This is a genomic window from Amycolatopsis sp. NPDC048633 (genome assembly GCF_040650695.1).
Taxonomy (GTDB): Bacteria; Actinomycetota; Actinomycetes; order Mycobacteriales; family Pseudonocardiaceae; genus Amycolatopsis.
This window is the reverse complement of the sequence record NZ_JBEZHS010000022.1, coordinates 96,606-120,200: the sequence shown is the minus strand read 5'-3', so window position 1 is coordinate 120,200 and position 23,595 is coordinate 96,606. Positions and strand designations below refer to the sequence as shown.

26 protein-coding genes are annotated in these 23,595 nt (G+C 71.4%); 16 read left to right on the top strand and 10 right to left on the bottom strand.

Annotated features, from left to right (window positions below; translation table 11 throughout):
• Window position 1: 1 nt before the first annotated feature.
• From AB0C38_RS32065 to nudC, 4 genes are read left to right on the top strand one after another with little or no spacing between them, the layout of a single operon-like run.
• Window positions 2-1,561, top strand: coding sequence for a DUF2207 domain-containing protein (locus tag AB0C38_RS32065; protein WP_360680760.1), 1,560 nt, complete (start codon window positions 2-4; stop codon window positions 1,559-1,561).
• 9 nt (window positions 1,562-1,570) lie between these two features.
• Window positions 1,571-2,863: a pitrilysin family protein gene (locus AB0C38_RS32060; protein ID WP_360680759.1), complete on the top strand. Its 1,293-nt coding sequence runs from the start codon at window positions 1,571-1,573 to the stop codon at window positions 2,861-2,863.
• Window positions 2,860-4,239, top strand: a complete 1,380-nt coding sequence (locus AB0C38_RS32055) for a pitrilysin family protein (RefSeq protein WP_360680757.1) — start codon at window positions 2,860-2,862, stop codon at window positions 4,237-4,239. The genes AB0C38_RS32060 and AB0C38_RS32055 overlap by 4 nt, the downstream gene beginning before the upstream one ends.
• On the top strand, window positions 4,239-5,258 hold the full coding sequence (gene nudC / locus AB0C38_RS32050) for an NAD(+) diphosphatase (protein ID WP_360680755.1): 1,020 nt from the start codon (window positions 4,239-4,241) through the stop codon (window positions 5,256-5,258). Before AB0C38_RS32055 ends, nudC begins: the two co-directional genes overlap by 1 nt.
• Here nudC and AB0C38_RS32045 read toward each other — a convergent pair whose 3' ends face one another.
• A complete protein-coding gene (locus AB0C38_RS32045) occupies window positions 5,259-5,708 on the bottom strand; it encodes a hypothetical protein (protein ID WP_360680753.1) in 450 nt (149 codons plus the stop codon).
• Window positions 5,705-6,163, bottom strand: a complete 459-nt coding sequence (locus tag AB0C38_RS32040; protein ID WP_360680750.1) for a hypothetical protein — start codon at window positions 6,161-6,163, stop codon at window positions 5,705-5,707. Before AB0C38_RS32040 ends, AB0C38_RS32045 begins: the two co-directional genes overlap by 4 nt.
• 232 nt (window positions 6,164-6,395) lie before the next feature.
• On the opposite strand from AB0C38_RS32040, the gene AB0C38_RS32035 reads away from it, so the two are divergent.
• Genes AB0C38_RS32035 through AB0C38_RS32010 form a run of 6 tightly spaced genes read left to right on the top strand, consistent with a single transcriptional unit; the run spans window position 6,396 to window position 13,116 of the window.
• Window positions 6,396-7,637, top strand: a complete 1,242-nt coding sequence (locus AB0C38_RS32035) for an ROK family transcriptional regulator (protein WP_360680828.1) — start codon at window positions 6,396-6,398, stop codon at window positions 7,635-7,637.
• Window positions 7,638-7,660: 23 nt separating this feature from the next.
• Entirely contained in the window at window positions 7,661-9,019 is a 1,359-nt protein-coding gene (locus AB0C38_RS32030; RefSeq protein ID WP_360680747.1) for an extracellular solute-binding protein, read from the top strand.
• Window positions 9,016-10,002, top strand: coding sequence for a sugar ABC transporter permease (locus AB0C38_RS32025; protein WP_360680744.1), 987 nt, complete (start codon window positions 9,016-9,018; stop codon window positions 10,000-10,002). The genes AB0C38_RS32030 and AB0C38_RS32025 overlap by 4 nt, the downstream gene beginning before the upstream one ends.
• Window positions 9,999-10,889 (top strand): carbohydrate ABC transporter permease, encoded by an 891-nt coding sequence (locus AB0C38_RS32020; protein WP_360680741.1) that lies wholly within the window; start codon window positions 9,999-10,001, stop codon window positions 10,887-10,889. Before AB0C38_RS32025 ends, AB0C38_RS32020 begins: the two co-directional genes overlap by 4 nt.
• Window positions 10,886-12,151 (top strand): 6-phospho-beta-glucosidase, encoded by a 1,266-nt coding sequence (locus tag AB0C38_RS32015; protein WP_360680738.1) that lies wholly within the window; start codon window positions 10,886-10,888, stop codon window positions 12,149-12,151. The genes AB0C38_RS32020 and AB0C38_RS32015 overlap by 4 nt, the downstream gene beginning before the upstream one ends.
• Window positions 12,148-13,116, top strand: a complete 969-nt coding sequence (locus AB0C38_RS32010; RefSeq protein WP_360680735.1) for a BadF/BadG/BcrA/BcrD ATPase family protein — start codon at window positions 12,148-12,150, stop codon at window positions 13,114-13,116. The genes AB0C38_RS32015 and AB0C38_RS32010 overlap by 4 nt, the downstream gene beginning before the upstream one ends.
• 47 nt (window positions 13,117-13,163) lie before the next feature.
• On the opposite strand, the gene AB0C38_RS32005 is transcribed toward AB0C38_RS32010, so the two are convergent.
• The 4 genes from AB0C38_RS32005 to AB0C38_RS31990 all read right to left on the bottom strand — a co-directional run bounded on the left by AB0C38_RS32005 (window position 13,164) and on the right by AB0C38_RS31990 (window position 15,942).
• The gene (locus tag AB0C38_RS32005) at window positions 13,164-13,673 is read right to left on the bottom strand and encodes an SRPBCC domain-containing protein (RefSeq protein WP_360680733.1); all 510 of its coding nucleotides are present in this window, start codon (window positions 13,671-13,673) and stop codon (window positions 13,164-13,166) included.
• A complete protein-coding gene (locus tag AB0C38_RS32000; RefSeq protein WP_360680730.1) occupies window positions 13,670-13,993 on the bottom strand; it encodes a metalloregulator ArsR/SmtB family transcription factor in 324 nt (107 codons plus the stop codon). The genes AB0C38_RS32005 and AB0C38_RS32000 overlap by 4 nt, the downstream gene beginning before the upstream one ends.
• 90 nt (window positions 13,994-14,083) lie before the next feature.
• The gene (locus tag AB0C38_RS31995; protein ID WP_360680728.1) at window positions 14,084-15,451 is read right to left on the bottom strand and encodes a gluconate:H+ symporter; all 1,368 of its coding nucleotides are present in this window, start codon (window positions 15,449-15,451) and stop codon (window positions 14,084-14,086) included.
• Window positions 15,448-15,942 carry a gluconokinase gene (locus AB0C38_RS31990; protein ID WP_360680727.1) on the bottom strand — a complete coding sequence of 165 codons (495 nt, stop codon included), beginning with the start codon at window positions 15,940-15,942 and terminating at the stop codon, window positions 15,448-15,450. Before AB0C38_RS31990 ends, AB0C38_RS31995 begins: the two co-directional genes overlap by 4 nt.
• Window positions 15,943-16,044: 102 nt before the next feature.
• Here AB0C38_RS31990 and AB0C38_RS31985 point away from each other — a divergent pair, with 102 nt between their 5' ends.
• Both AB0C38_RS31985 and AB0C38_RS31980 read left to right on the top strand, forming a co-directional pair.
• Window positions 16,045-16,728 carry a FadR/GntR family transcriptional regulator gene (locus tag AB0C38_RS31985; protein WP_360680724.1) on the top strand — a complete coding sequence of 228 codons (684 nt, stop codon included), beginning with the start codon at window positions 16,045-16,047 and terminating at the stop codon, window positions 16,726-16,728.
• Window positions 16,729-16,919: 191 nt separating this feature from the next.
• Window positions 16,920-17,810 (top strand): cobalamin biosynthesis protein, encoded by an 891-nt coding sequence (locus AB0C38_RS31980; RefSeq protein ID WP_360680721.1) that lies wholly within the window; start codon window positions 16,920-16,922, stop codon window positions 17,808-17,810.
• Window positions 17,811-17,813: 3 nt separating this feature from the next.
• On the opposite strand, the gene AB0C38_RS31975 is transcribed toward AB0C38_RS31980, so the two are convergent.
• From AB0C38_RS31975 to AB0C38_RS31960, 4 genes are read right to left on the bottom strand one after another with little or no spacing between them, the layout of a single operon-like run.
• Window positions 17,814-18,923, bottom strand: coding sequence for a TerD family protein (locus tag AB0C38_RS31975; protein ID WP_360680718.1), 1,110 nt, complete (start codon window positions 18,921-18,923; stop codon window positions 17,814-17,816).
• Window positions 18,924-18,962: 39 nt separating this feature from the next.
• The gene (locus AB0C38_RS31970; protein ID WP_360680715.1) at window positions 18,963-19,580 is read right to left on the bottom strand and encodes an FMN-binding negative transcriptional regulator; all 618 of its coding nucleotides are present in this window, start codon (window positions 19,578-19,580) and stop codon (window positions 18,963-18,965) included.
• 49 nt (window positions 19,581-19,629) lie between these two features.
• Window positions 19,630-20,469 (bottom strand): SURF1 family cytochrome oxidase biogenesis protein, encoded by an 840-nt coding sequence (locus AB0C38_RS31965; RefSeq protein ID WP_360680713.1) that lies wholly within the window; start codon window positions 20,467-20,469, stop codon window positions 19,630-19,632.
• Window positions 20,470-20,529: 60 nt separating this feature from the next.
• Entirely contained in the window at window positions 20,530-20,991 is a 462-nt protein-coding gene (locus AB0C38_RS31960; RefSeq protein WP_360680826.1) for a low molecular weight protein-tyrosine-phosphatase, read from the bottom strand.
• Window positions 20,992-21,137: 146 nt separating this feature from the next.
• Between AB0C38_RS31960 and AB0C38_RS31955 the strand changes: the two genes are divergently transcribed.
• From AB0C38_RS31955 to AB0C38_RS31940, 4 genes are read left to right on the top strand one after another with little or no spacing between them, the layout of a single operon-like run.
• Window positions 21,138-21,326 (top strand): hypothetical protein, encoded by a 189-nt coding sequence (locus tag AB0C38_RS31955; RefSeq protein WP_360680711.1) that lies wholly within the window; start codon window positions 21,138-21,140, stop codon window positions 21,324-21,326.
• Window positions 21,323-21,844, top strand: coding sequence for a hypothetical protein (locus AB0C38_RS31950; protein WP_360680708.1), 522 nt, complete (start codon window positions 21,323-21,325; stop codon window positions 21,842-21,844). Before AB0C38_RS31955 ends, AB0C38_RS31950 begins: the two co-directional genes overlap by 4 nt.
• Window positions 21,845-21,849: 5 nt before the next feature.
• Window positions 21,850-22,548 (top strand): DUF2637 domain-containing protein, encoded by a 699-nt coding sequence (locus tag AB0C38_RS31945; protein ID WP_360680705.1) that lies wholly within the window; start codon window positions 21,850-21,852, stop codon window positions 22,546-22,548.
• Window positions 22,545-23,561, top strand: a complete 1,017-nt coding sequence (locus AB0C38_RS31940; protein WP_360680703.1) for a hypothetical protein — start codon at window positions 22,545-22,547, stop codon at window positions 23,559-23,561. Before AB0C38_RS31945 ends, AB0C38_RS31940 begins: the two co-directional genes overlap by 4 nt.
• Window positions 23,562-23,595 lie beyond the last annotated feature (34 nt).

The window sequence follows — 23,595 nt, the reverse complement described above, 5'->3', positions numbered from 1 at the left end:
GGTGCTGGCCCTCTTCCTGGCGGCGGCGCCCGTGCCCGCCCAAGACCAGCCGCCGTTGCCCACCGTGCCGCAGAGCGCCGAGATCCAGCTCAAGGTCGAGCGCGATGGCTCGCTCTCGGTCGCCGAAGCGATCTCCGTGCCCGACGGCGTCACGATGGACCGCCGCGTCCCGCTGCGGGTCGCGGCGCCGCACCACCGCGAGCGCGTCTACGGCGTCCGCGACGTCGTCCTGGAAGGCAGCGGGACGGCGAACGTGGACCAGGACGCGTTCACCGTCCACCTCACCGCCGGAACGTCGATCTTCCGGTACACAGTGGACGGTGCGGTCGCCGGCAACCGGGTCACCTGGGAGCTGGCCGGCGGCTGGAGCACCGACCTGAAGTTCATCCGGGCCTCCTTCGCGGCGCCGAAGATCCCGGTCGCGGTCGACTGCGCGATCGGCGGCTTCCCGTGCGCCGCCGCGCAGATCGACCACGCCGGGCTGACGCGGTTCAGCCAGCAGAACCTCGCGGCGGGCGACCGGATGACGGCGACGGTCGAGTTGCCCGAGCACACCGTCCCGGCGAACGAAGTCCTCGTCCCGGCCAAGACGATCGCGGGCGCGTTCGTCCTCACGACGCCGGTCGCCTGGGCCTGGGTGGGCTTCGCCGCGCTCCTGCTGACCGCGGCCGCGGTCGTCGGTTTCGCCCGCCGCCGTGGCACCGGCGACCCGCCCGAGGCCGGGCTGATCGCGAAGAACGGCGGGTTCGCGTCCCCGGAGGGTGTGCTGCCCGGGCACATCGGATTGCTGCTGCACGGCCGCGCCGGGCCCGCCGACCTGGCCGCGACCGTGCTCGACCTGGCCGTCCGCAACTACGTCTGGGTGAGCGACGGCCCGACGCTGACTCGCCGCAACCCGCCCGACGAGCACCTGACGTCCTTCGAACGTGCCGTCTTCGAGGCCGTCCTTCCGGGGGAATCGGTGACGCTCGCCGAACTGCGGCAGCGGCACGTCGAGATCCCACGGGTGGCGCTGCACGCCGATCTCGCCGGCCGCGGCTGGCTCGCGACCGGGCGGCTCGGGCGGGCCGGGACCCGGGTCGTCTGCTACGGCGTGTTCCTGACGATCCTGCTCGCGCTGACCGCCGGGTACGCCCAGCTCGGCGTCATCCTCACGCTGGCCGGAGCCGCCGCCGTCGCCGTCTCGGCCGCGCTGCCCGCCCGTCGGCGGGCGGGCGCCGAGGTCGCGCGCCGGCTCCGCGGCGTCGCGGAGCAGCTCGCCGCGATGCGGGCGAAGGACTTCGACAAGCCACAGCGCGAACTGGTGTTCTCGCGCGGCCTGCCGTACGCGTCAGCTCTGGGCGAACTAGGCCCGTGGGTGGCCGCGTTCGACGGCCTCGACCACCCTCCGCCGGTGTACTGGCACGACGGCGAGATAGCCCCTGACCAGGCCGGATCCTTCGCGACGGCGCTCGCGGGCACGTTCGCGGGCGCCCGCCGCGGGCGGCTGCTCGCCACCGCGGCCGCGGACACCGGGTGTCACCCGCCAGCCGGGAAGCCAGGAGGCGCCGAGCCGTCGTAGGGTGGGGCCATGGCCGATCCCGAGCTCGTCCGATACACCCTAGACAACGGTCTGCGCGTGGTCCTCGCACCCGACGCGACCGCGCCGGTGGTCGGCGTCAGTGTCCACTACGACGTGGGCTTCCGCTCCGAGCCGGAGGGGCGCACCGGGTTCGCGCACCTCTTCGAGCACCTGATGTTCCAGGGCAGCGAGAGCTTGGAAAAACTCGCCCACTTCCGGCACGTGCAGTCCAGCGGCGGCACCTTCAACGGGTCCACCCACCCGGACTACACCGACTACTTCGAGGTGCTGCCGAGCGCCGCGCTGGAGCGCGCGCTGTTCCTCGAAGCCGACCGGATGCGCGCGCCGAAGCTGACCGCGGAGAACCTGGCGAACCAGATCGACGTCGTCAAGGAAGAGATCCGGCTCAACGTGCTGAACCGGCCGTACGGCGGGTTCCCGTGGATCACCCTGCCGCCGGTCCTGTACTCGACGTTCCCCAACGCGCACAACGGTTACGGCGGCTTCGAGGACCTCGAGAGCGCCACGGTCGAAGACTGCGCCGCGTTCTTCGACACCTACTACTCGCCGGCGAACGCCGTGCTCACCGTGGCGGGCGACTTCGAGATCGCCAACGCCAAGGACCTGATCGAGCAGCACTTCGGCGACGTCCCGCACCGGCCCGCGCCGCAGCGGCCGTCCTTCGCCGAGCCGCTGCCGACCACCGAGCTGCGCGGCGAGAACGTCGACCCGCACGCCCCGCTGCCCGCGCTCGCCGTCGGCTACCGGATGCCGGACCCGGTCAACGACGTCGACGGCTACCTGGCCTACCTCGTGCTCGCCGGCGTGCTGACCGACGGCGACGGCTCCCGCCTGCAGCAGCGGCTGGTGCACCGCGAGCCCCTGGTCGTCGACATCGGCGCCGGTGCCGGGCTGTTCGGCCCGTTCGAGGCGCGCGACCCGGACACGTTCACCATCACCTTGATCCACCCGCACGAGGTGCCGCGCGAGCGCGTGCTCGCGGCGCTGGACGACGAGCTGCAGAAGCTCGCCGACAGCCCGCCGAGCGAGGAGGAGCTGCGCAAGGTCACCGCCCGCTGGACGGCGAGCCTGCACTCCGAGCACGATCGCCTGGTTTCGCGGACGCTCGCGCTCGGCTCGTTCGAACTGCTCTACGGCGACGCGTCGCTGGTGTACAAGCTCGCGGACCGGATGTCCGCCGTCACCTCGGAAGCCGTGTCGGCCGCGGCGAAGGCGCTGCGCCCGGACGCGCGCGCCGTGCTGGTGGTCAAGCCCGCTTCGGAAGGGAACAACGAGCAGTGACTTCTGCAACGCACCGCACGGCCGAGGAGATCGGCCGCACCACGCGGGGGCCGCGCCCGCTGCCCCCGCTGGGCGAGCAGCGCGCCGCCGGCGATCTGTCCCATGTGGACACCGAGCTTTCGAACGGCCTGCGGGTACTGGCCGTGCGCAAGGCGACTGTGCCGATGGTCGAGGCGCGGCTGTGGATCCCGTTCGCGGGCGACGACGCGCTGCACCCGGCGACGTCCGAGGTGCTCGCCGAGACGATCCTGACCGGCACCGCGCGCCGCAGCCGCATCGACATCGACACCGAGCTGGCGCTCATCGGCGGCGACATCGGCGTCGGCGTCGACCCGGAACGCCTGGTGCTGACCGGCTCCGCGCTCGCCGCCGAGCTGCCGACGTTCCTCGACGTCCTCGCCGACGCCCTCACCGGCGCGACCTACGCGGGCGACGAGATCGCGCGTGAGAAGGAACGGCTGGTCGAGCGGATCGCCGTCTCGCGCACCCAGCCGCGCACGATCGCGCGGGAAGCGCTGCAGAAGCACCGCTACGGCGACCACCCCGCCACGCGCGAGGTCCCGCGCGCCGAAGACGTCGCCGTCGTGACGCCCGAGCAGGTCCGCGCGCTGCACCAGGCGTCCGTGCAGGCACGCGGTGCCGTGCTGGTGCTGGTCGGCGACATCGACCCGGCCGCTGTCATCGGCGAGCTGGAGAAGGTGCTCGGCGGCTGGGCGTCCGACCGTTCCGCCGTCCGGCTGCCGCCGCTGCCGGAGCTGACCGGGCCGAGCGTGCGGCTGGTGCCGCGGGCCGGCGCCGTGCAGTCGCAGATCCGGCTGTCCGCACAGACCGTGCCGCGCACCGACCCGGGCTACGCCGCGCTGCAGCTGGCGAACCTGGCCTACGGCGGGTATTTCTCGTCGCGGCTGGTGGAGAACATCCGCGAGAACAAGGGGTACACGTACTCCGCGCACTCCGGGTTCGAGTTCACCGACGGCACCGCGGTGGTCAACGTCGACGCGGACACCGCCACCGACGCGACCGCCCCGGCGCTGCTGGAGACCCGCTACGAGCTGGGCCGCCTCGGCCAGGTCCCGCCGACGGGCGACGAGCTGGAGTCGGTGCGGCAGTACGCGATCGGTTCGCTGCTGACGTCGACGTCGTCGCAGTCCGGGCTGGCCGGCCAGGTGCTGGCGCTGGCCTCGACCGGGCTGGGGTTGGAGTGGCTCAACGAGCACCCGGCGCGGGTGGCGGCGGTGACCGCCGACGAGGTGGCCGAAGCGGCGCTGAAGTTCTTCGCCCCCAAGCGGTTCACCGGCGTGGTCGTCGGGGACGCGGCGGTGCTGGAACGCAAGCTCCTGTCCCTCGGCGACGTCGTAGTGGGCGAGCCGGCCTGATGTCCGTCCCGTTCTCCCTCGGTGCCCTGCCCACCCTGTCCCGGTCCACTGTGGACCGCCAGGAGGGCTTGCGCACCAACCCTTCGCGACTGGTGTCGCGCTGGGCCGACGCCCGGGTCGTCCTGCTGGACGACACCGGGCGCACCCCGGTCGTCGAGGGCTCGTCGGTCCTGGCTTTCCGCAAGGCGATCGACTTCGGTGCTTCGCCGCCGCCGGACGCGGTGTTCCTCGGCGAGTGGGAGGACACCGACTACTGGTCGCTGCCGGGCGGCCCGTCGGGTGACGCCGGCACGGTGAAGATGGCGGGCAGCTGGGGCTTCGTCGAGGAGGTCCCGAGCGTCGACGGCGAGATCTGGGTCGAGCTGCGCGGGTACGGAGACCTGCTGGACGACACGTCCGCGGGGCTGTTCACGACGGCGCAGGCGCTGCGGAACTGGCGTCGCCAGGCCAAGTTCTGCACCCGCTGCGGTCATCCGACGGAGCTGATCCAGTTCGGCTGGGCGAGCAAGTGCACGAACGACGGCCGCGAAGAGTACCCGCGCACCGACCCGGCGGTGATCTGCCTGGTCCACTCGCTGGAGGGGGTCAACGGATCCCACGTGCTGCTGGCCCGCCAGCCGATCTGGCCGGCCGGGCGGTATTCGGTACTGGCCGGGTTCGTGGAGGCGGGGGAGTCGCTGGAGGCGTGCGTCCTGCGCGAGATCCGCGAGGAGGTGGGGGCGGTCGTGTCGGACGTCCGCTACCTCGGCAGCCAGCCGTGGCCGTTCCCGCGCTCGATCATGCTGGGGTTCACGGCCCGGGCTGATCGTTCCTTGCCGTTGGTCCCGGCGGACGGCGAGATCGAAGAGGCGCTGTGGGTTTCGCGTGCCGAGGTGCGCGAGGCGTTCGAGAACAGCCAGCTGCGGAATGAAGGCGCTCGGCCGACGCCGATCGCGGGCGGTGCGGCGGAGATCATCCTGCCGGGTAATTCGTCCATCGCCCGCGTGATGCTCAAGGCTTGGGCGGACGCGGAGGAGTAGTCACGGCCAGTACGGCTGGGCGTTCGCCGCCGCCTCGGCGATCGCCCGGCCGTCGAGCGTCGTGGTGGTGCGGGCGAGGCCGACCTTCCGCCACTCGACGCTGAACTCGAACGGCTCGGCCGGCAGCGGGCTCAGCCACAGCTGCCGGTCGCCGCGGTAGTGCCGGTCGCTGCCGCTCGCCCCGCCGCCGACCTCCAGCAAGGCGCCCTGGCTGACGCGGAACTGCAGGCCGGTGTCGGTGGGGCCGGGGAACCCGCCCGCGTGACTTCCGTCGATGCCTTCCCAGGTGACCGCGTCCAAGGAGCCGCGCCGGACGGACAGGTGCACGGTGAAAGCGCACCCCGCCGGGTAGGCGAGGACGTCCTGCAGCGCGACCACCGCGAGGTCCGTCCGCGCGACGAACCGCGCGATCGGCACGGGGCACCCGAGCATCTCTTCCGGCGGGGTCATCGCAGGTCACCTCGTTCGATCACCGTGTGGGCCGGCTCGCCGGCGAAGCCGGCGACGGTGCCATAGGCCAAGTTCAGCGTCTCGAGCCGGTAGTGCCACTGGGCGCCGCACTCGCACAGCGAGCCGAAGCGGTAGTTGATCTGCCAGCGCAGCCACTCGCCCGGCCGCAGGCGGACCGGCTCCGGCCGCCATTCCCGGTTCGGCCAGCTCATCGGGGCCAGTTCCACCCGCACCGCCAGCGAACCGCCGGCTTCTCGGAGCGTGACTCCGTCCAGCGTGTCAAGCACCGTCGACTGCGGCGTGAAGCCGGTCGACTCGTCGATGGTCACCTCGTGCAACCGGACGCCTTCCGGCAGCGGGAAGACCACCGGCACGCGGTTGCGCGCGGAAGCCGCCGGGCCACCCCGGGACCGCTTGGTCCAGGTGGTCCGCACCCGTTGCGCGACGACGTCCACAAGACCAGGGTCCTCCGGTGGGCAACCGGAAATCCGCTGACCACGCCCCAGCCGCCCGGCGGAACTCGTTCACCGGTGTTTCCGCCACGTGGCCCAGCGCGGCCCCAAGCGTTACCTGCCCGTTTCCGGAGCCCGTTGACGACTGTGCCCCGGCTCACTACAGTCCCCGGAAACCGTCTGTAAAGTATCCTAATTAAGTCCGGAGGGACGAGTGCGAGCCGGTAGCCCGCGGATGCTGCGCGAGATCAACGATCGCGCCGCCATCGAGGTCCTCCTGCGTGAGGGCCCGTTGACGCGCGCCGAGCTCGAGCTCGCCATCGGGCTCTCCAAGCCCGCCACCGCGCAGCTCATCACCCGCCTCGAGCTGGACAACCTCGTCATGAAGGCCGGCGTGCGAGGCGGTGGCCGCGGACCGCGCGCCCAGCTCTGGGCGGCCAACGGCAGCCTCGCCTTCGTCGCCGCCGTGGACCTCACCCCGCACATCGCCGACTTCGTCGTCGCCGACGTCGCCGGGATCGTGCTCGCCGAGTACCGGATCCCGCTGCCCGTCCACAAGGGCGCCGACGTCGTCGGGACCTTCGGCGAGGCCCTCAGCCACGTCGCCGGGGAAGCCGGGATCACCCGCGACCAGCTGGCCCACGTCGTGATCGGCGCGCAGGGCGCGTTCGACCCGCGGACCGGCCTGCTCTCCTCCGCCCCGCACATCCCCGGCTGGCTCGGCTTCGACGTCCCGCAGAAGCTCAGCGACGACCTCGGCGTCGACGTCCTGATCGAGAACGACGTCAACCTCGTCGCCGTCGAGGAGATGAGCGTCGGGCAGGCCCAGGACGTCGACGACTTCGTCATGGTGTGGCTGTCCGAAGGCGTCGGCGGCGCGGTCGTCATCGGGCGCCGGCTCCTGCGCGGCGCCACCGGCGGGGGCGGCGAGATCGACTGGATGCGCGTGCCCGACCCGGCCACCGTCGACACCGGCGACGTCTGGCCCGAGGCCGGCGCCCGCTTCGGCAACCTGGTCGACTCGCCCGCCGTCTGCCGCCTCGCCGCCGCGCACGGCATCACCGCCGAAACCGCGTGGGACGCCGTCGCCCAAGCGGGCGACCGACACCCCTTCCTCGACGACCTGGCGAGAAGGGTCGCCGGCGGCGTCGCGAACCTCGTCGCGGTCGCCGACCCGCAGCTCGTGCTCCTCTGCGGCGACACCAGCCGCGCCGGCGGCGAGAACTTCGCCGCGCTGGTGCAGGACAAGCTGCACGAACTGGTCCTGCCGCGCACGCCCGTCGGCTGCGCTTCGGTGCAGGGCAACGCCGTCCGCGCCGGCGCGCTGCAGTCCGCCCTGGCCACCGCCCGTGAGGACGTCTTCGGCGTCGTCACCCCCACGCTCCTCGGGTCGCGCAGGCCCGCGGTCGGAGAGCCACTCGGCAAGACCCCGGAGGCCCTCCCGAACACCCGTCCCGCCCCGTCCCCAACCGAGTAGCCCAACCGATGAGGAGGAGGGCCATGCCCCCTACCACCCGGATCCGCCGAGGCGCCCTGTTAGCGGCCGCCGCCGCGGCGTCCGTCCTGCTGACCAGCGCCTGTTCCGGCGCCGCCGCCCCGAGCGGTGGTGACGCCGCGGCCGCGCCCGGCAAGGACGACAAGCTCACGATCACCGTGTACTCCAAGTTCACCGACCGCGAGTACGGCGTGGTCACCGCGGGCCTGAACAAGCTCAAGGCGAAGTTCCCGAACATCGAGATCAAGCACGAGGGCAACCAGGACGACGACAAGCTCACCCAGTCGATCCGCGGCGGCAACCCGCCCGACGTCGCGATCTCCTTCTACACCGACAACCTGGGCGCCTGGTGCTCCACCGGCAGCTTCCAGGACCTGAAGCCCTACATCGAGCGCGACAAGATCGACCTGAACCAGATCCCGGAAGCGGTCCGCAACTACACCGAGTACCAGGGCAAGCGGTGCGCGATGCCGATGCTCGCCGACGTCTACGGCTTCTACTACAACAAGGACATGTTCGCGGCGAAGGGCGTCACCTCGCCGCCGAAGACCACGGATGAGTTGCTCGAGGACGCCAAGAAGCTGACCGAGTACAACGCGGACGGCTCGATCAAGGTCGCCGGCTTCGTGCCGTCGATGCCGTTCTACGCCAACCAGGCCCAGTACTGGGCGCCGAACTTCGGCGCGCCGTTCATCGGCCCGGACGGCAAGTCGGACCTCGCCACCAACCCCGGCTGGAAGGCGATGTTCGAGTTCCAGCAGAAGCTGATCGATGCACTCGGTGGCCACGACAAGGTCGAGAAGTTCAAGGCCGGTCTCGGTGACGAGTACTCCGCCGACAACGGCTTCCAGAAGGGCAAGCTGGCGATGATCTACGACGGTGAGTTCCGCACCGCGTTCATCAAGGACCAGGCGCCGACCCTGAACTACGCCACCGCGCCCGCCCCGGTGCTCACCACCATGGCGGACAAGTACGGCAGTGCCTTCACCACCGGCACGATCATCGCGATCCCCAAGGGTGCCAAGAACCCCGGCGCCGCGTGGGAGCTGATCAAGCAGGTCTCCTTGGACACGGACACCCTGGTGGACATGGCCAACGGCCTGAAGAACGTGCCCAGCACGAAGGCCTCGCTGACGTCGCCGCGCCTCGACCTGCAGCCGCAGTTCAAGACGTTCCTCGACATGTACGACAGCGGCAAGCTCGTGTCGAACCAGACCACGCCGATCGGTGACGCGCACCTCAAGGCGGTCAACGACTTCGCCGAGAAGTGGCAGGCCGGCTCGATCCCCGATCTGACCGAAGGCCTGAAGAAGGTGGATGCGCAGATCAACGACGAACTGAAGCAGAAGGGCGCGGGCGGATGACGTCCACGCTCGCGGAAAAGGTCTCCCCGTCCGCGCCTGAGAAGGCGCGGGCGGGGGCCCGCCGGGCCAAGCGCCGCCGGACCGTCTTCCTCTTCATGGCACCGGCGTTCCTCGGATTCCTGATCTTCTTCGGCTACCCGCTGATCGCCACGGTCTACTACTCCTTCACGCGGTACGACCTGATCAACCCGCCGGTGTTCGTCGGCTTCGACAACTACGTCCGGATGTTCACCACCGAGCCGCTCGTCGGCACGGCCGCGTACAACACGCTGTGGCTGGTGGTCATCCTGACGACGTGCCGGGTGCTGTTCTCGCTCGGCATCGCGTCGGTGATCTCCCGCCTCAAGTCGGGTGTCGGTCTGGTCCGGACGCTCTGCTACCTGCCGACCCTGGCCCCGCCCGCCGCGGCGACGCTGGCGTTCGTCTTCGTGTTCAACCCCGAATTCGGCCCGGTCAACCGGTTCCTGCGGCTCATCGGCATCGACGGCGGGCTCTGGTTCAACAGCCCGGCGATGTCGAAGCCCGCGCTGACGCTGCTGGCGCTGTGGGGCTCCGGCGAGCTGATGATCATCATCCTGGCCGCGCTGCTCGACGTCCCGACCGAGCAATACGAGGCCGCCGAGCTCGACGGTGCCGGCCCGGTCCGGCGGTTCTGGCACGTCACGCTGCCGTCGATCTCGCCGGTGCTGCTGTTCGGCGTGGTCAACTCGATCATCTACGCCTTGCAGTTCTTCACGCAGGCGATCGTCGCGTCGTCCGCGTCCGCGGGCACCGCCGACGTCGCCGGCAACTCGAAACTCATCGGTGCGCCACAGAACTCGACGCTGACGTACCCGATCTGGTTGTACGTCCAGGGCTTCCGCTACTTCAACATGGGTTACGCGGCGGCGATGGCCGTGCTGCTGTTCATCGTGAGCGCCGGCTTCACGTGGATTCTGGTGAGGCAGCTCCGCAAGTCCCAGCACCAGGAGGAGGGGGCATGACCGCACTGGCCGAAGCGCCGCAGAAACCGGCGGGTGTGCCGCCGAGGGTGCGGTTCAAGCGCAGCTGGGACAAGCGGCTGTCCTACATCGCGACGCACGCGATCGGCATCGCGCTCGGCGTGATCTTCATGCTGCCGCTGCTGTTCGTGTTCCTCACCGCGGTGATGAAGAGCGACCAGGCGATGACGGCGAGCCTGTGGCCGACCGAATGGCACTTCGAGAACTTCGTCGAGGTGTTCAAGAAGGCGCCGCTGCTCGAGTACTTCGGCAACAGCCTGCTGTACTCGGCCCTGGCGACGGCGGGCGCGCTGCTTTCGGCGATCCCGGCGGCCTATGGCCTCGCGAAGCTGCGGTGGCGCGGGCAGAACCTGTTCTTCATGCTGACCGTGGCCGCGATGCTGCTGCCGCCGCAGGTCACCATCGTGCCGCTGTACGACCTGTGGGTCCGGATGGGGCTCACCGGCACGCTGGTTCCGCTGATCGTGCCGTACTTCTTCTTCGACGCGTTCTCGATCTTCCTGCTCCGCCAGTTCTTCCTCACCATTCCGAAGGACTACATCGAGGCGGCGAAGATCGACGGCTGCAACGAGTTCCAGGCGATGGTCCGGGTGCTGATCCCGATGGCCAAGCCGGGGATCGCGGCCACCGCGATGTTCTGCTTCCTGTTCACCTGGAACGACTACTTCGGCCCGCTGCTCTACACCGGCGAGGACCAGGACCACTGGCCGCTGTCGCTGGCGATCGCGTCCTTCCGCGGCATGCACCACGTCGAGTGGAACCTGACGATGGCCGCCACCGCGCTGATCATGGCGCCGGTGATCGTGCTGTTCGTGTTCGCGCAGAAGTCGTTCGTCAAGGGCATCACATTCACGGGAGTCAAGGGATGAAGCTGGCAGTCGTCGGTGGCGGGTCCACCTACACGCCGGAGCTGATCGACGGGATCGCCGGTCGCCGGTCCACTTTGGACGTCGACGAGATCGTGCTGGTCGACCCGGACGCCTACCGCGTCGAGGCCGTCGGCGGGTTCAGCCAGCGGATCCTCGACCACGCCGGTCACCCCGCGCGGGTGCGGACCACGCAGTCGCTCGAAGAGGGCGTCGACGGCGCGTCGGCGGTCCTGATCCAGCTGCGTGTCGGCGGGCAGCGGGCGCGGCGCTCCGACGAGACGTTCCCGCACGCCTGCGGCTGCGTCGGCCAGGAGACGACCGGTGCCGGCGGGCTCGCGAAGGCGTTGCGCACGGTGCCGGTGGTGCTCGACATCGCAGAGCGCGTCCGCAAGATCGCCGGCGACGACACGTGGATCGTCAACTTCACGAACCCGGTCGGCATCGTCACCCGCGCGTTGCTCAACGAGGGGCACCGCGCGGTCGGGCTGTGCAACGTCGCGATCAACCTCCAGCGGCAGTTCGGGAAGCTGCTCGGCGTCGGCGCGGACGACGTCAAGCTCGTCCACACCGGACTCAACCACCTGAGCTGGGAGCGCGGCGCGCTCGTCGACGGCGTCGACCGGCTGCCCGAGCTGCTGGAGAAGCACCTGGACTACCTGGCCAACGAGGTCAGCGTGCCGGAGAAGTGGTTGCGGCGGATGAACGTCGTGCCGTCGTACTACCTGAAGTACTTCTACGCGCACGACGAGCAGGTCACCAAGCAGCGCACCGAGCGGCCGCGCGCGGACGTCGTGTCCGACGTCGAGGAAGAGCTGCTGAAGATCTACCTCGACCCGGAGCAGAACACCAAGCCGGAGTCGCTGGAGAAGCGCGGCGGCGCGTACTACTCCGAGGCGGCGGTGCAGCTGGTGCACGCGCTGACCGCGGGCGGGCCGGCCGAGGAGCACGTGGTGAACGTCCGCAACGACGGCACGTTCCCGTTCCTGCCGGACGACGCCGTCATCGAGGCACGGTCCACTGTGGACTCTTCCGGCGCCACGCCGATCGCGCAGACGCCCGTGGAGCAGAACTTCGCCGGGCTCATCGCGGCGACGACGGCGTACGAGTTCCTGGCCTTGGAGGCCGCGGTCAAGGGCGGCCGCGACCGCGTGGCCGACGCGCTGCTGGCGCACCCGCTGGTCGGCCAGTACACGAAGGCCGACACGCTGGCGGACTCGCTGGTGCAGATCAACCGCGAGTACCTGCCCTGGGCGCGCGGATGAGGCCAGCTGTCATTGCCATCGACGGCGGGAACAGCAAGACCGAGGTCCTGGTGATCTCGGAAGACGGCGTCGTGCTGGGCAAGTCGCGCGGGCCCGGGGCGTCGCCGCAGAACATCGGCGTCGCGGCCTGCGTCGCGGCGCTCGAAGAACTGGTGCTGGAGGCGTTCCCGGGGTTCGGCGAGAAGCCGTTCGCGGTGCACACGTCGGCGTACCTCGCGGGGCTCGACTTCCCGCGTGAGGAGGAGGCCTTGCACGCGGCGCTGGCGGCGCGCGGCTGGAGCGACACGCTGGTCGTCGGCAACGACACCCTCGCGCTGCTCCGGGCGGGCAGTGCCGGAGTCGGCGTGGCGGTCGTGTGCGGCGCCGGGATCAACGGCGCCGGCGTCGGCCCGGACGGCCGGGTGCACCGCTTTCCCGCGCTGGGCAAGATCTCCGGCGACTGGGGCGGCGGCTACCGGCTCGGCGAGGAGGCCCTGTGGTGGGCCGTGCGCGCCGAGGACGGCCGCGGCCCGCGGACGGCGTTGATGCCGGCGGTGGCGTCCTTCTTCGGGAAGCCGACGCTGCTGGACGTCGTGCAGGGCCTGCATTTCGAAGAGATCCCGGCCGCCTCGATCCACGGGCTGTGCCCGCTGCTGTTCGAGGTGGCGGCGGCGGGCGACGAGGTCGCGGGCGACATCGTCACCCGGTTCGTCGAGGAGGTCAGCGTGTTCGCGGCGGTGATCCTGCGGAACCTGGACCTCACCGAAGAAGCACCGGAGATCGTCCTCGGCGGCGGCGTGCTGACCGGGGTCGGCGCGCCGGTGATCGCGGAGATCGAACGCCGGTGCCTCAAGGTCGCGCCGCGCGCGGTGGTCCGCGTCGTCGACGTGAACCCGGTGGTGGGGGCGGCTTTGTTCGGATTGGACACGCTGGGCGCGTCGGACGCCGCGAAGGCGTCCCTGAAGGCGGCGACCCAGCGCGCATAGACCTGGTGGCCTGCCTCGAAGCGGCGCGAGGCAGGCCACCAGCCCCTTCACGGTGCGGGGACCAGGGTTTCGCCGGTCTCCAGCAGGGACTTGAGGTCCGACAGGATCCAGTCCCAGCCGCCGCCCGCGTTCTCGCCCGGGCCGGCGTCGACGTCTTCCAGCTGCCCGCTCACCAGCGCGGCGATCTGCGGCGCGCCGGTGACGTCGTGGGTGACGGTGAGTCTCGTGCCCGCGGTCTTGGTTTCCTCGATGTCGTAGGTGAGCGTCGTGTACGGCTCGGCCAGCAGCTCTGGACTCATGAGCAGCTTCCACGTGATGACGAGCTTGCGCGGCGGGTCGACTTCCAGGACCTCGCCGTCGAGGAGGTCACCGGTGAACCCGGCGTCGATGAACCCCTGCGTCGGGCGGGTGCGGTGCTTGCCGCCGACCTTGAGGTCGAAGTCGGCGAGGCCGGTGTAGCCGTACTTCTGCGTCCATTCGGGCTTGGTGATGGCTTCCCAGATGCGCTCCGGGGTGGCCTTGATGTAGACGCGGTGGACCTGCACGGTGGTCGTCATGGTTCTTCGCCTTCCAGTTCGTTCTTGAGATCGAGCAGCGCGGTCACGTGGCGTTCGGTGTACTTGTCGATCCACCGGTCGTGGATCTGCCGGATCGGCACGGGGTTGAGGAAGTGCCGCTTCTCCCGGCCTTCCCTCCGCGTGACGACGAGCCCGGCCTCTTCCAGGAGCTTCAGGTGCTTCATGACGCCGAAGCGGGTCATGTCGACCTGGGTCTCCAGCTCGGTGAGCGTGCGGCCGTCGCGCTTGAAGAGCAGGTCGAGCAGGAACCGGCGGGTCGGATCCGCCAGCGCCTTGAACACCAGGTCGTCGTCGGGCACGTCGGAAGGATAGGTGACCAAAAGGTCACATGTCAACGGTTGAAGAAGGCCGCCACCCGGGATGGGTGACGGCCTCCCCGCGTCCAGCGCCTAGACGATCAGCGACAGCGGCAGGATCAGCGCGATCGCCACCACCGAAATCAGCGTCTCCATCACCGACCAGCTCTTCAGCGTCTGCCCGACCGACAGCCCGAAGTACTCCTTGACCAGCCAGAACCCGGCGTCGTTCACGTGCGAGAAGAACAGCGACCCCGCGCCGATCGCGAGCACCAGCAGTGCGCTGTGCGACGGGTCCATCGAAGCCGCCAGCGGTGCGACGATGCCCGCCGCCGAGACCGTGGCCACCGTGGCCGAGCCCGTCGCCAGGCGGATCGCCACCGCCACCAGCCAGCCCAGCAGCAGCGGGGACAGGTTCGCGTCCTTGGCCAGGCCCGTGATGACGTCGCCGACGCCCGCGTCGACCAGCGTCTGCTTGAACCCGCCGCCCGCGCCGACGATCAGGAGGATCCCCGCGATCGGGCCCAGCGAGTCACCGACCACAGTGGACAGCCGCGCGCGGTCGAGGCCGGCCGGGCGGCCCAGCAGCACCATGCCCACCAGGACCGCCGCCAGCAGCGCGATCAGCGGGTCGCCGACGAAGTCGAGGATTTTCCGGGCCTCGTTCTCCTTACTCAGCAGGATGTCCGAGAGCGCTTTCGCCAGCATGAGCACGACCGGCAGGAGCACCGTCGTGAGTGTCGCGGCGAAGCTCGGGCGCGGCTTGTCCGGGTCGGCGCGCTCCGGGATCAGGCGCTCGGGCGGGGTCGCGTCCGGCACCATCCGGGCGGCCAGCTTGCCGAACAGCGGGCCCGCGATGACCAGCGTCGGGATGCCGACGAGCAGGCCGAACGCCAGCGTGATCCCGACGTTCGCGTTGAGCGCGCCCGCCGCGGCCAGCGGGCCCGGGTGCGGCGGGACCAGCCCGTGCAGCACCGAAAGGCCGGCGACCGCGGGAATTCCCAGCAGCATCAACGGTTTCCCGGTGCGCTTGGCCGCGAGCAGCACCACCGGGATCAGCATGACCAGGCCGATCTCGAAGAACATCGGCAGCCCGATCAGCGCCGCCACCAGCGCCATCGCCCACGGCAGCGCCGCGCCGCGGGCCTTGCCGAGCACCGTGTCGACGATCTGGTCGGCGCCACCGGAGTCGGCCAGCAGCTTGCCCAGCATCGCGCCGAGGGCGATCAGGATGCCGACCGACGCGACCGTGCTGCCGACACCGCCGGAGAAGCTCTTGATCAGGTCGGCGATCGGCATCCCGGCGGCGAGGCCGAGCAGGAGCGAGCCGAGCACCAGCGCCAGGAACGGGTGCAGCTTCACCTTCGTGATCAGCACGACGATGACGGCGATCGCGACCACGGTCGCGGCGATCAGGCGGGTGTCGTGGCCGGTCCAGGCGGCCGCGAGGACGGTGGTCATGCGTGCTCCCGGAAGGCGGTCAGGGCGGCGTCGGTGATCTCGCCGGGCGTCTCGCGGATGTCGAAGATCGCGCCGGGCTCGTCCGGGTCGAGGGGTTCCAGGTCGGCGAGCTGGGAGTCGAGCAGCGACACCGGCATGAAGTGGCCGGACCGGGACCGCATGCGTTCGGCGAGGATCTCGCGATCACCGTGCAGGTGGGCGAACCAGACGTTCCCGCCGCTCCGCAGCACGTCGCGGTACCGGCGCTTGAGCGCGGACGACGTCACGACGCCGCCGGTGGCCTGGTGCTCGCGGATCCAGCCGGCGATGGCTTCGAGCCAGGGGGCGCGGTCCTCGTCGGTCAGCGGGTGTCCCGCGGTCATCTTGTCGATGTTGGCCTGCGGATGGAACGTGTCCGCCTCGGCGTACTCGACGTCGAGCGCGTCCGCGAGCGCCGTGCCGATCGTCGTCTTGCCGGAGCCTGACACCCCCATCACCACGATGACGGTCATCCGCACCTCCCACTTCGTTGTGCTCAGGTGAGTGAAACTCAAAAGTACTACTTATTCAAGATGAAGTACTACTTAATCGAGCCAGCTGGTTAGGTTGGCGGGGTGAGGCACGAGCAAGTATTGGACGCCCTCGGCGCGTCGATCGCGAACGGAGCGCTGACACCGGGCACCGTTTTGCGCTCCGAAGAGCTGCAAGAGCGCTTCGGCGCTTCGCGAACCGTGGCGCGCGAAGTCGTCCGGGTGCTGGAGACGATGCGGCTGACCAGCAGCAAGCGCCGGGTCGGGGTGATCGTCCGGGAGCCGGCGGAGTGGAACCACTACGACCCGCGGCTGATCCGCTGGCAGCTCGACGGCCCCGCCCGCCCGGCGGCCCTCGCGACGCTGAACGAGCTGCGGTCGGCGATCGAGCCGTGCGCGGCGCGGTACGCGGCCCTGCGCGCGACGCCGGAGGAGCGCGGCCGCCTCGGCGCGCTGGGGGAGCGGCTGGCGCGCACGGCTCGGGCCCGCGACCTCTCGACGTTCCTCGAGTACGACATCGCGTTCCACGGCCTGCTGCTCGGCGCGTCCGGCAACCCGATGTTCGCGCAGCTGTCCGAGGTCGTCGCGGAGGTGCTCACCGGGCGGACCGGGCACGGGCTGATGCCGCCGGAGCCGCAGCCCGAGGCCGTGGCGCTGCACCTGGAGGTGGCCGCGGCGGTGACCGCCGGCGACGCGGACCGGGCGGAACGCGCGATGCGCGACATCGTCGTCCAGGCGCGTGAGGAGATCGCGGCGCTGGTCGAGTAGGGCCTTCGGGGAAGAGACGCAGCGCCGGGACCTCCGCCGGCTCGGACCGACGAGCCCGCACGGTGGCGTTCCGGGGCGATCGGCCGCCGCGGCAACCCCCTCCGCCGGCTCGGGCCGGGGAGCGGCGGGGCGGGTTCCGGGGTCGAGTAGCCTCCCTCGGGAACGGGACTTTCTTCTGCCGGGGGGCACGGGTGAGCGCGGCGCGCGCGATCGGACTGGTGTTGGGCGTGGCGGCCGACGGCGCCCTCGGCGACCCGCGTCGCCGCCCTCCGGTGACGGCTTTCCGCCGGCTGTCGCCAGGCCCTGGCCTCGTCGTCGCGGGTGCCGCGGTGGCGGGCGGGCTGCTGCTCGAGCGGGTCGGCCGTGGCCGCCCGTTGGTGCAGGCGTCGGCGACGGCGGTGACGACGTGGGCCGTGCTCGGCGCGGCCGGCCTGGCCGTGCAGGGCACGGAACTGGCGCGCGACCTCGAAGAGTCCCGCTTCGACCCGGCCCGCGAGACGCTGTCCGAACTGGACCCCCGGGTGGCCGACGGCCTGGACCTGGTGGGGCTTTCGCGCGCGTCGGTGGAGATGCTGGCCGAGAACACTTCGGACGCGGTCGTCGCGCCCCTGGTCTGGGGCGCGGTGGCGGGGGTGCCCGGCCTGCTGGGCGCCCGGGCGGTGAGCCTGCTCCGCCGGGCGCGCATGGGACGTCAGGGCCATTGGGCGATCGACCGGCTCGACGAGCTGGTCCACCTGGTCCCGACCCGCGTGGCGGCGGGCCTGACGGTGCTGGCGGCCCCGGTGGTCGGCGGCTCGGCGGGCGGCGCCTGGCGTGCGTGGCGCCGCGACACGATCGCCCACCCGAGCCCGAACGCCGGCCGCGTCGAGGCGGCGTTCGCCGGAGCCCTGGAGGTCCGCGTCGGCGGGCGGACGGTCTATCCGCACGGGGTGGCGGAGCTGCCGGTGCTGGGCGTCGGCCGCAACCCGGACGCGGGACACGTGACGCGGGCGGTGGAGCTGTCCCGGGTGGTCGGGTGGCTGGCCGGGGTGACGTCGGTGGTGCTCGCGGTGGTCGCGGGCCTGTGGCGCCGGAATCGCTGAGCTTCAGTAGCTGAGCCCGTATTCGCGGGACACCCCGACCAGACCGGACGGGAATTCCTGGGCCGCGGGCTCGAAGAGCCAGCTCTTCTTGTGCCGGCGTAGCGAGCAGATGACCGCCGAAGTCCCCTCGGACAGGCTGTCGGGGCCGTGCCCGGCCAGTTCGGCGCCATCGGGGCCGGTGAGCCGGACGTACGGGTCCTCGACCTGCTCGAAGCTCAAGTAGCGGGTGTCGGCGTCGTAGATGGTCAGGACGAACACGATCTTCCGCACGTCGGCGTCGAGCTCGCGGAAGGAGATCCGGATCCGGTCCTCGTTCGCGTTCTGCTCCGCCCGGGCCTGCCGGATACCGCCGCAGGGACTGCGCTCGTTGTTGAAGAAGACGTGGTAGTCGTCGCCGAGAGCGTTGCCGCCGGCACCGCACCCGATCGCGGCGGCGTCGAGGTCGATCTCCACGCACGTGCCCTCGGCGAGCCGCCACCCGAGCTCGACGTCCACCGACTCGAGCCGGGGCAGCCGGATCGGCGCCGGCTCGGCCGGAGCGCCCGGCTCGATGAGGAACACTCCCGCGGCGATTTCGCGCGAGCGCACGCGAACCCGCGGCGCCAGCCCCCGCGGCCAGGTCGTCTTCGTGCTCCACACGACGCCCCGCAGGCGGTGCAGGTCGCCGGTCCCCGGCCGGGAAAGCTCACCACTCGACCGGCCGAAGGCGGACAGATCGAGGTCCGACAGGTCGGCCGTGATCCCCGCGACCGCCGCGGCGAGCCGCGACCGGAGTGCGTCCACCAGAGCCCGTTCGCGGGTCTGCGCGGAGTCCCGGGCCCGGACCAGGGTCGCGTAGCGGTTACCCAGCAGGGGCAGGTAGCGGGCGATGTCGAGCGCGCAGGCGATGGCCTCGTCGAGGTGGTGCCCCGCGTCGTGGCGGCGGGCGGCCGCCCGCAGGTCCGCTGAGAAGGAGCGTGCTCGCTGACGGATCTCCGGCCGGGCGCGGTTGATCACGACCTGGCCCAGCAGCCGGTCGAGCGCCCGGGCGGTCTCGCGGAGCTGTTCGACCTCGCTGATGAGCGCGGCCGCTTCCGCACCCCGCCGAGGGCGGATTCCGAAGCGATCGGTCACGACCCGCATGCTGCCCGACCTCGCCGGGGAGGGGTCCCCTCAGCCGCGGCGCCTCAGCTGTGTCAACGCTTCCTCGTCGAGCCGTCCACCGCGGTCTGCCAGGTGGGCGCTGATCCGCTCCCGGTCCTCGGCCGTCTTGTTGCCGCCGAACTTGAACTTCGCCCGCACACCCGTGATCGTGAACTCGATCCCGCGGATCCCCGGCAGCAGCCGCCGGTCCGGCGACTCCGAAGCCGCGCTCACGGCCGCCCGCGCACCGTCCGTCTCGAAGTGCCGCAACTGCTTCTCCAGCAAAGCGGCCTTCAACGCCGGGTCGTCGACCAGCCGCACGTCGCCCTCGAGCTGCACCGTCGCGTAGTACGACGTCGGGACGCCGAACGCCGGGTCCGCGGCCGTGTTCCAGTCCGCGCGGATGTACGTGTAGTCGTCGACGACCGTCAGCAGTGCTCGCGGGTGCTCCTCCAGCAGCGGCCAGATCGGGTTCGGGCGCGCCAGGTGCGTCACCACCGTGCGGTCGCCGTCGAACGCGAAGTGCGCCGGGGTCACCACCGGCAGGTCGCGGCCCGCGCCGCCGGCGATCAGCTGGCCGAAGTCGTGTCCGGACAGCCACTCGCGCCACTCGGCGTCCTCGGCGGCGTCCCACGGGTGGATCAGCATGACCCGAGTATCGCCCGGCAAGTGGCACTGCTGAAGGGCCAGTAAGAAGCTATTTCTGATGGCCACTTTCGGCGAGCTCGTCTTCGGCCAGGATCTCCGAGACGGACTTCCGGCGCGTACTGGCCGCCGCGGGCTCCCCGGTGACCAGCGCGCCACCCGGCTTCAGCTCACGCACGGTGAAGTACAGCCAGCCCAGCAGCGCCATCGCGCCGAACGCGATCCACTGCAGCGCGTAGGACAGGAACGGCCCCGAGTCGGTCTGCGGCAGCGGCAGCGCGCCCAGCACGCCGGGCTGGCCGGCGTCGAGCTGGAAGTACCCCGGCCGGATGTCGAGCTTCCCCGCCCGCGCGACCACCCGCGAGTCGACGACGTAGCTCTGGAGCTGCCCGCCGGTCGACGCGTCGGCGAACGCGTCCCGGTTCTTCGGGTCGGTCTCGTCGGCGCGCGCCCGCGCGGTGACCTGCACGATCCCGGGCGGCGGCGGCGCGTACGGCAGCACGCCGGACTTGCTGTCGAGCCGGACGTACCCGCGGTCGACCAGCACGACCGTGCCGTCCGTGGTCCGCATCGGCGTCAGCACCTCGAAGGCGCCCTCGCCCTGGACCGTCCGCAGCCGCGCGACGACCTCCTTGTCCGGGAGGTACTGGCCGGTGATCGAGACGAGGTGCCATTCCGTGTGCTGGTCGGGCACGCTCCCCGGCGGCAGCAGCTGCGTCAGCGGCAGGGGCGCGGCGGTGAACGACGCCGCCAGCGCGGAGTTCTGCTGCTCGCGTTCGGTGTTGCGGCCGAACTGCCACGGCGAAAGCAGCGTGAAGCAGCAGATGGCGAAGGTGAACACCACCACCGTCAGAGCCAGCCACCCGGGCTTGAGCAGGAACCTCAACCGCACCCCACCACGGTAGGCCGTACCCCGCCCCGGCCGCCCGCCGACCTCCACCGGCTGTGACTTCTACCCGCGCGAACGCACCCAATCCAGCAAACCGGGCATCGCGCGTTCGATCATGCCGAGGACGTCTTCGAAGCCGTCGTCACCGCCGTAGTAGGGGTCCGGGACTTCGGCGCCTTCGGGGGCCGTCGGGTCGAACGACCGCAGCAGCCGCACTTTCGCGGGATCGCCGGCCCGGGAGCGCAGGAACTCGGCGTGCCCTTCGTCGGCGGCGAGCAGAAGGTCGGCACCGAGGTCTTCGTCCGAAACCTCGGAGGCGACGTGCCCGGTGGGATAGCCGTGGGCTTTGAGCGTCGCGCGGGCCCGCTTGTCGGCGGGTTCCCCGGCGTGCCAGGGCCCGGTGCCGGCACTGGACACGCGGACGGCGTCGCCGAGACCGGCGTCGTCGAGGTGCGAGCGGAACACGAGTTCGGCCATCGGCGAGCGGCAGATGTTGCCGGAGCAGACGAAGACCAGGTTCAACACTTTTTCGTCCTTCACTCCGGGAGCGTAGCTGTGACCTTCCTTCTTCCCGTCCTCGCCAGCCTTGGCGGCGCACTGGCCGGGGCCCTCCTCGGCTTGGCCGCCTGCCGCCTCGGCGTCGCGCTCGCCGACTGGTCGGAGGCGCGGCGATGAACGTCACCGAGGCCAACGACACCAGCCGCGTCCTGCGGTACCTGCTCCAGCTGCGCACCGGCGGCGGGCGCGGCCCCGACGCGGACGTCCGCGAGGCGGCCGAACGCCTCGCGGGACGCGTGAACAAGACCCTGCACGCCGGGGTCACGCCGGAGGAGATCGCCGCGGGGTGGGACGCCCGATGACGCGGCCGCTCGCTCTCGTGGGCGTCCTGCTGGCCCTGGTGACGCTCTTGGCCACGGTCGCGCCGAAGGTCAGCGCCACGCCGGCCACCTGGACTCCGGTCCGCGACATCGATGGTGCCACCGGCGCGCGATGCGAACTGGACACCTCCATCCGGACGGCGCTGGAGCGCCTGCACGAACCCGGCCTGCGGTACACCGTCGAGTCCGGGATGGACGCAGGCGGCTATGCCGAACCGGAGCACATCGTCATCTCCGACGCCTGGTCCGGCTGGTGCTCGCTCGTCTGGGCCGTCGTCGCGCACGAGGTCGCACACGTCCGCCAGTTCCGCGACGCCCGCCCGCTCAGCGACTACGAGGCCGAGATCGGCGCGGACTGCGCGGCCCTGCGGACCGGCTGGCTCACCGAGCAGCAGTCGCCCTACCTCGCCGAGCGACACGCCCACGGCGGCCCGGCTGGCTGCACCGACTTCGAGCAGCTGACGGCGTGGCTGCTGGCATCCGATTGGGGTCAGCGGTGAACGACATGAGCACGCGCGGCACCACCGACGGCTTCCGCACCAGCGGCATCATCTTCGGCGCCCTGGTGGCGCTCGTCGCCGCCGTCGCCAGCTACACCCACATGCGAGACCTCGCCGCGAAGCACGGCGAAACGTGGCTGGCGTGGCTCGTCCCGCTGTCGGTCGACGGGCTCCTGGTCGTCGCCAGCCTGGTGATCCTCCGCGCCCGTCGTGACGGCACCCCGGCGCCGGGCCTGGCGTGGCTGGCGGTCGTCGTCGGCGTCCTGGTGAGCCTGGTGGCGAACGTGGCGAGCGCCGGGCCCGACCTGGTGAACAAGGTGGTGGCCGCCTGGCCGCCGCTGGCGTTCGCCATCGCCTACGAGCTGGTCGTGTCCCTCATCCGCCCGACCGCTGCCAGCGACTCGGCGGCGGCTGGCGAGCCGGAGCCCGTCCGCCAGGAGACGCACCAGGGCGCTGGTGAACTTCACCAGGAAGCTGGCGACGGCCCGGTGGCCAGCGAAGACGTGCACCAGGACGCCCCGCCACTGCGGGACCGCGTGGCCGAGGCGCTAGCCGCCGCCGAGGCCGCCGGGCGACGCGCGCCCGGCCGTCAGGCGCTCGCCCGCCAGCTCGGCGTCGGTGAGCACGAGGTTCGCCAGGTGCTCGCCGAGCTGCGTCAAGAGCAGCCCGCCCGGCTGGCGATCGTCCACCAGGACGCCCGGTGAGGCGCCGGTGGCGCTCCAGGCGCCGCTCCCGGCTCGCCCGGTTCGTCTGGTGGCTGCTGGCGCGGCTCACCCGGTTCGCCTGGCGCCATCGGGCGGCCCTGGCACCGGTGTGGGTGTTCGCCAGCGTCACGGTCACCGGCCTGGCGCTGTACCTGGCTCCGGGCGCCTGGTGGCTGGTGCCCGCCATCGGCGGCCCGGTCACCGGCCTCGCGTTGCACACCTGGGGCGACCGGCTGTCCCAGCCGCTCCAGCACGCGCTCGCCTTCGTCGTGCCCGACCGGTTCGACGAGGGCCGCAAGGGCATGCTCGACCGCGACAGCGAGCGCGCCTACCTCGGCGTGCTCCTCGCGGTCGGGGGCGGCTGGGCGGGCCTGCTCGGCGCGACCGGCCTGCGCGCGCCCGGCATCGGGTGGGTCGGACTCGGGCTGATGCTCGCGCTCGGCACGCCGTGGTGGTGGCACCGGCGCATCCGCCGCACCGGCCGCGGGAACCGGTTCGCCCGCCGTTGGCCGGTCGTGACGCAGGACGTATTGGCGTTCAACGGGTCGAAGGTGCTCCCCACCGGCGTCGAGACGATCCCCGGCACCAAGGGCGGCACAGTGCTCGCCGTGAAGCTGGCCTCCGGCAAGACGATCGAGGACGTCGCCTACCGCGCCCCGGCGGTCGGCTCGGTCTACAACCTGCGCAAGGGCGCGGTCACCATCTCTCCCGGCCGCACGGAGCGGCAGGTAGCGGTGCGCATCCTGCCGCGCGACCCGTGGCAGGCCCGCATCGAGCACCCACTGATCGCCAACCCGCGCCGGCACTCGCTGGCCGAGTCGGCGTTACTGCCGATGGGCGTGCTCGACGACGGCCGCGACCAGCTGTTCCAGCTGCGGCACCTGGCCGTGGTCGGACAGAACGGGTCCGGGAAGTCGGCGTTCCTGGAGTCGCTGCTGGTGTGGCTGCTGTCCAGCGTGGACGCCGCCGTCATCGGGGCCGACATGGCGGCCGGGGCAACCCTCGGCGCCTGAGAGTCCGCCCTAGCGGCCCCGCTGGCCACGACCA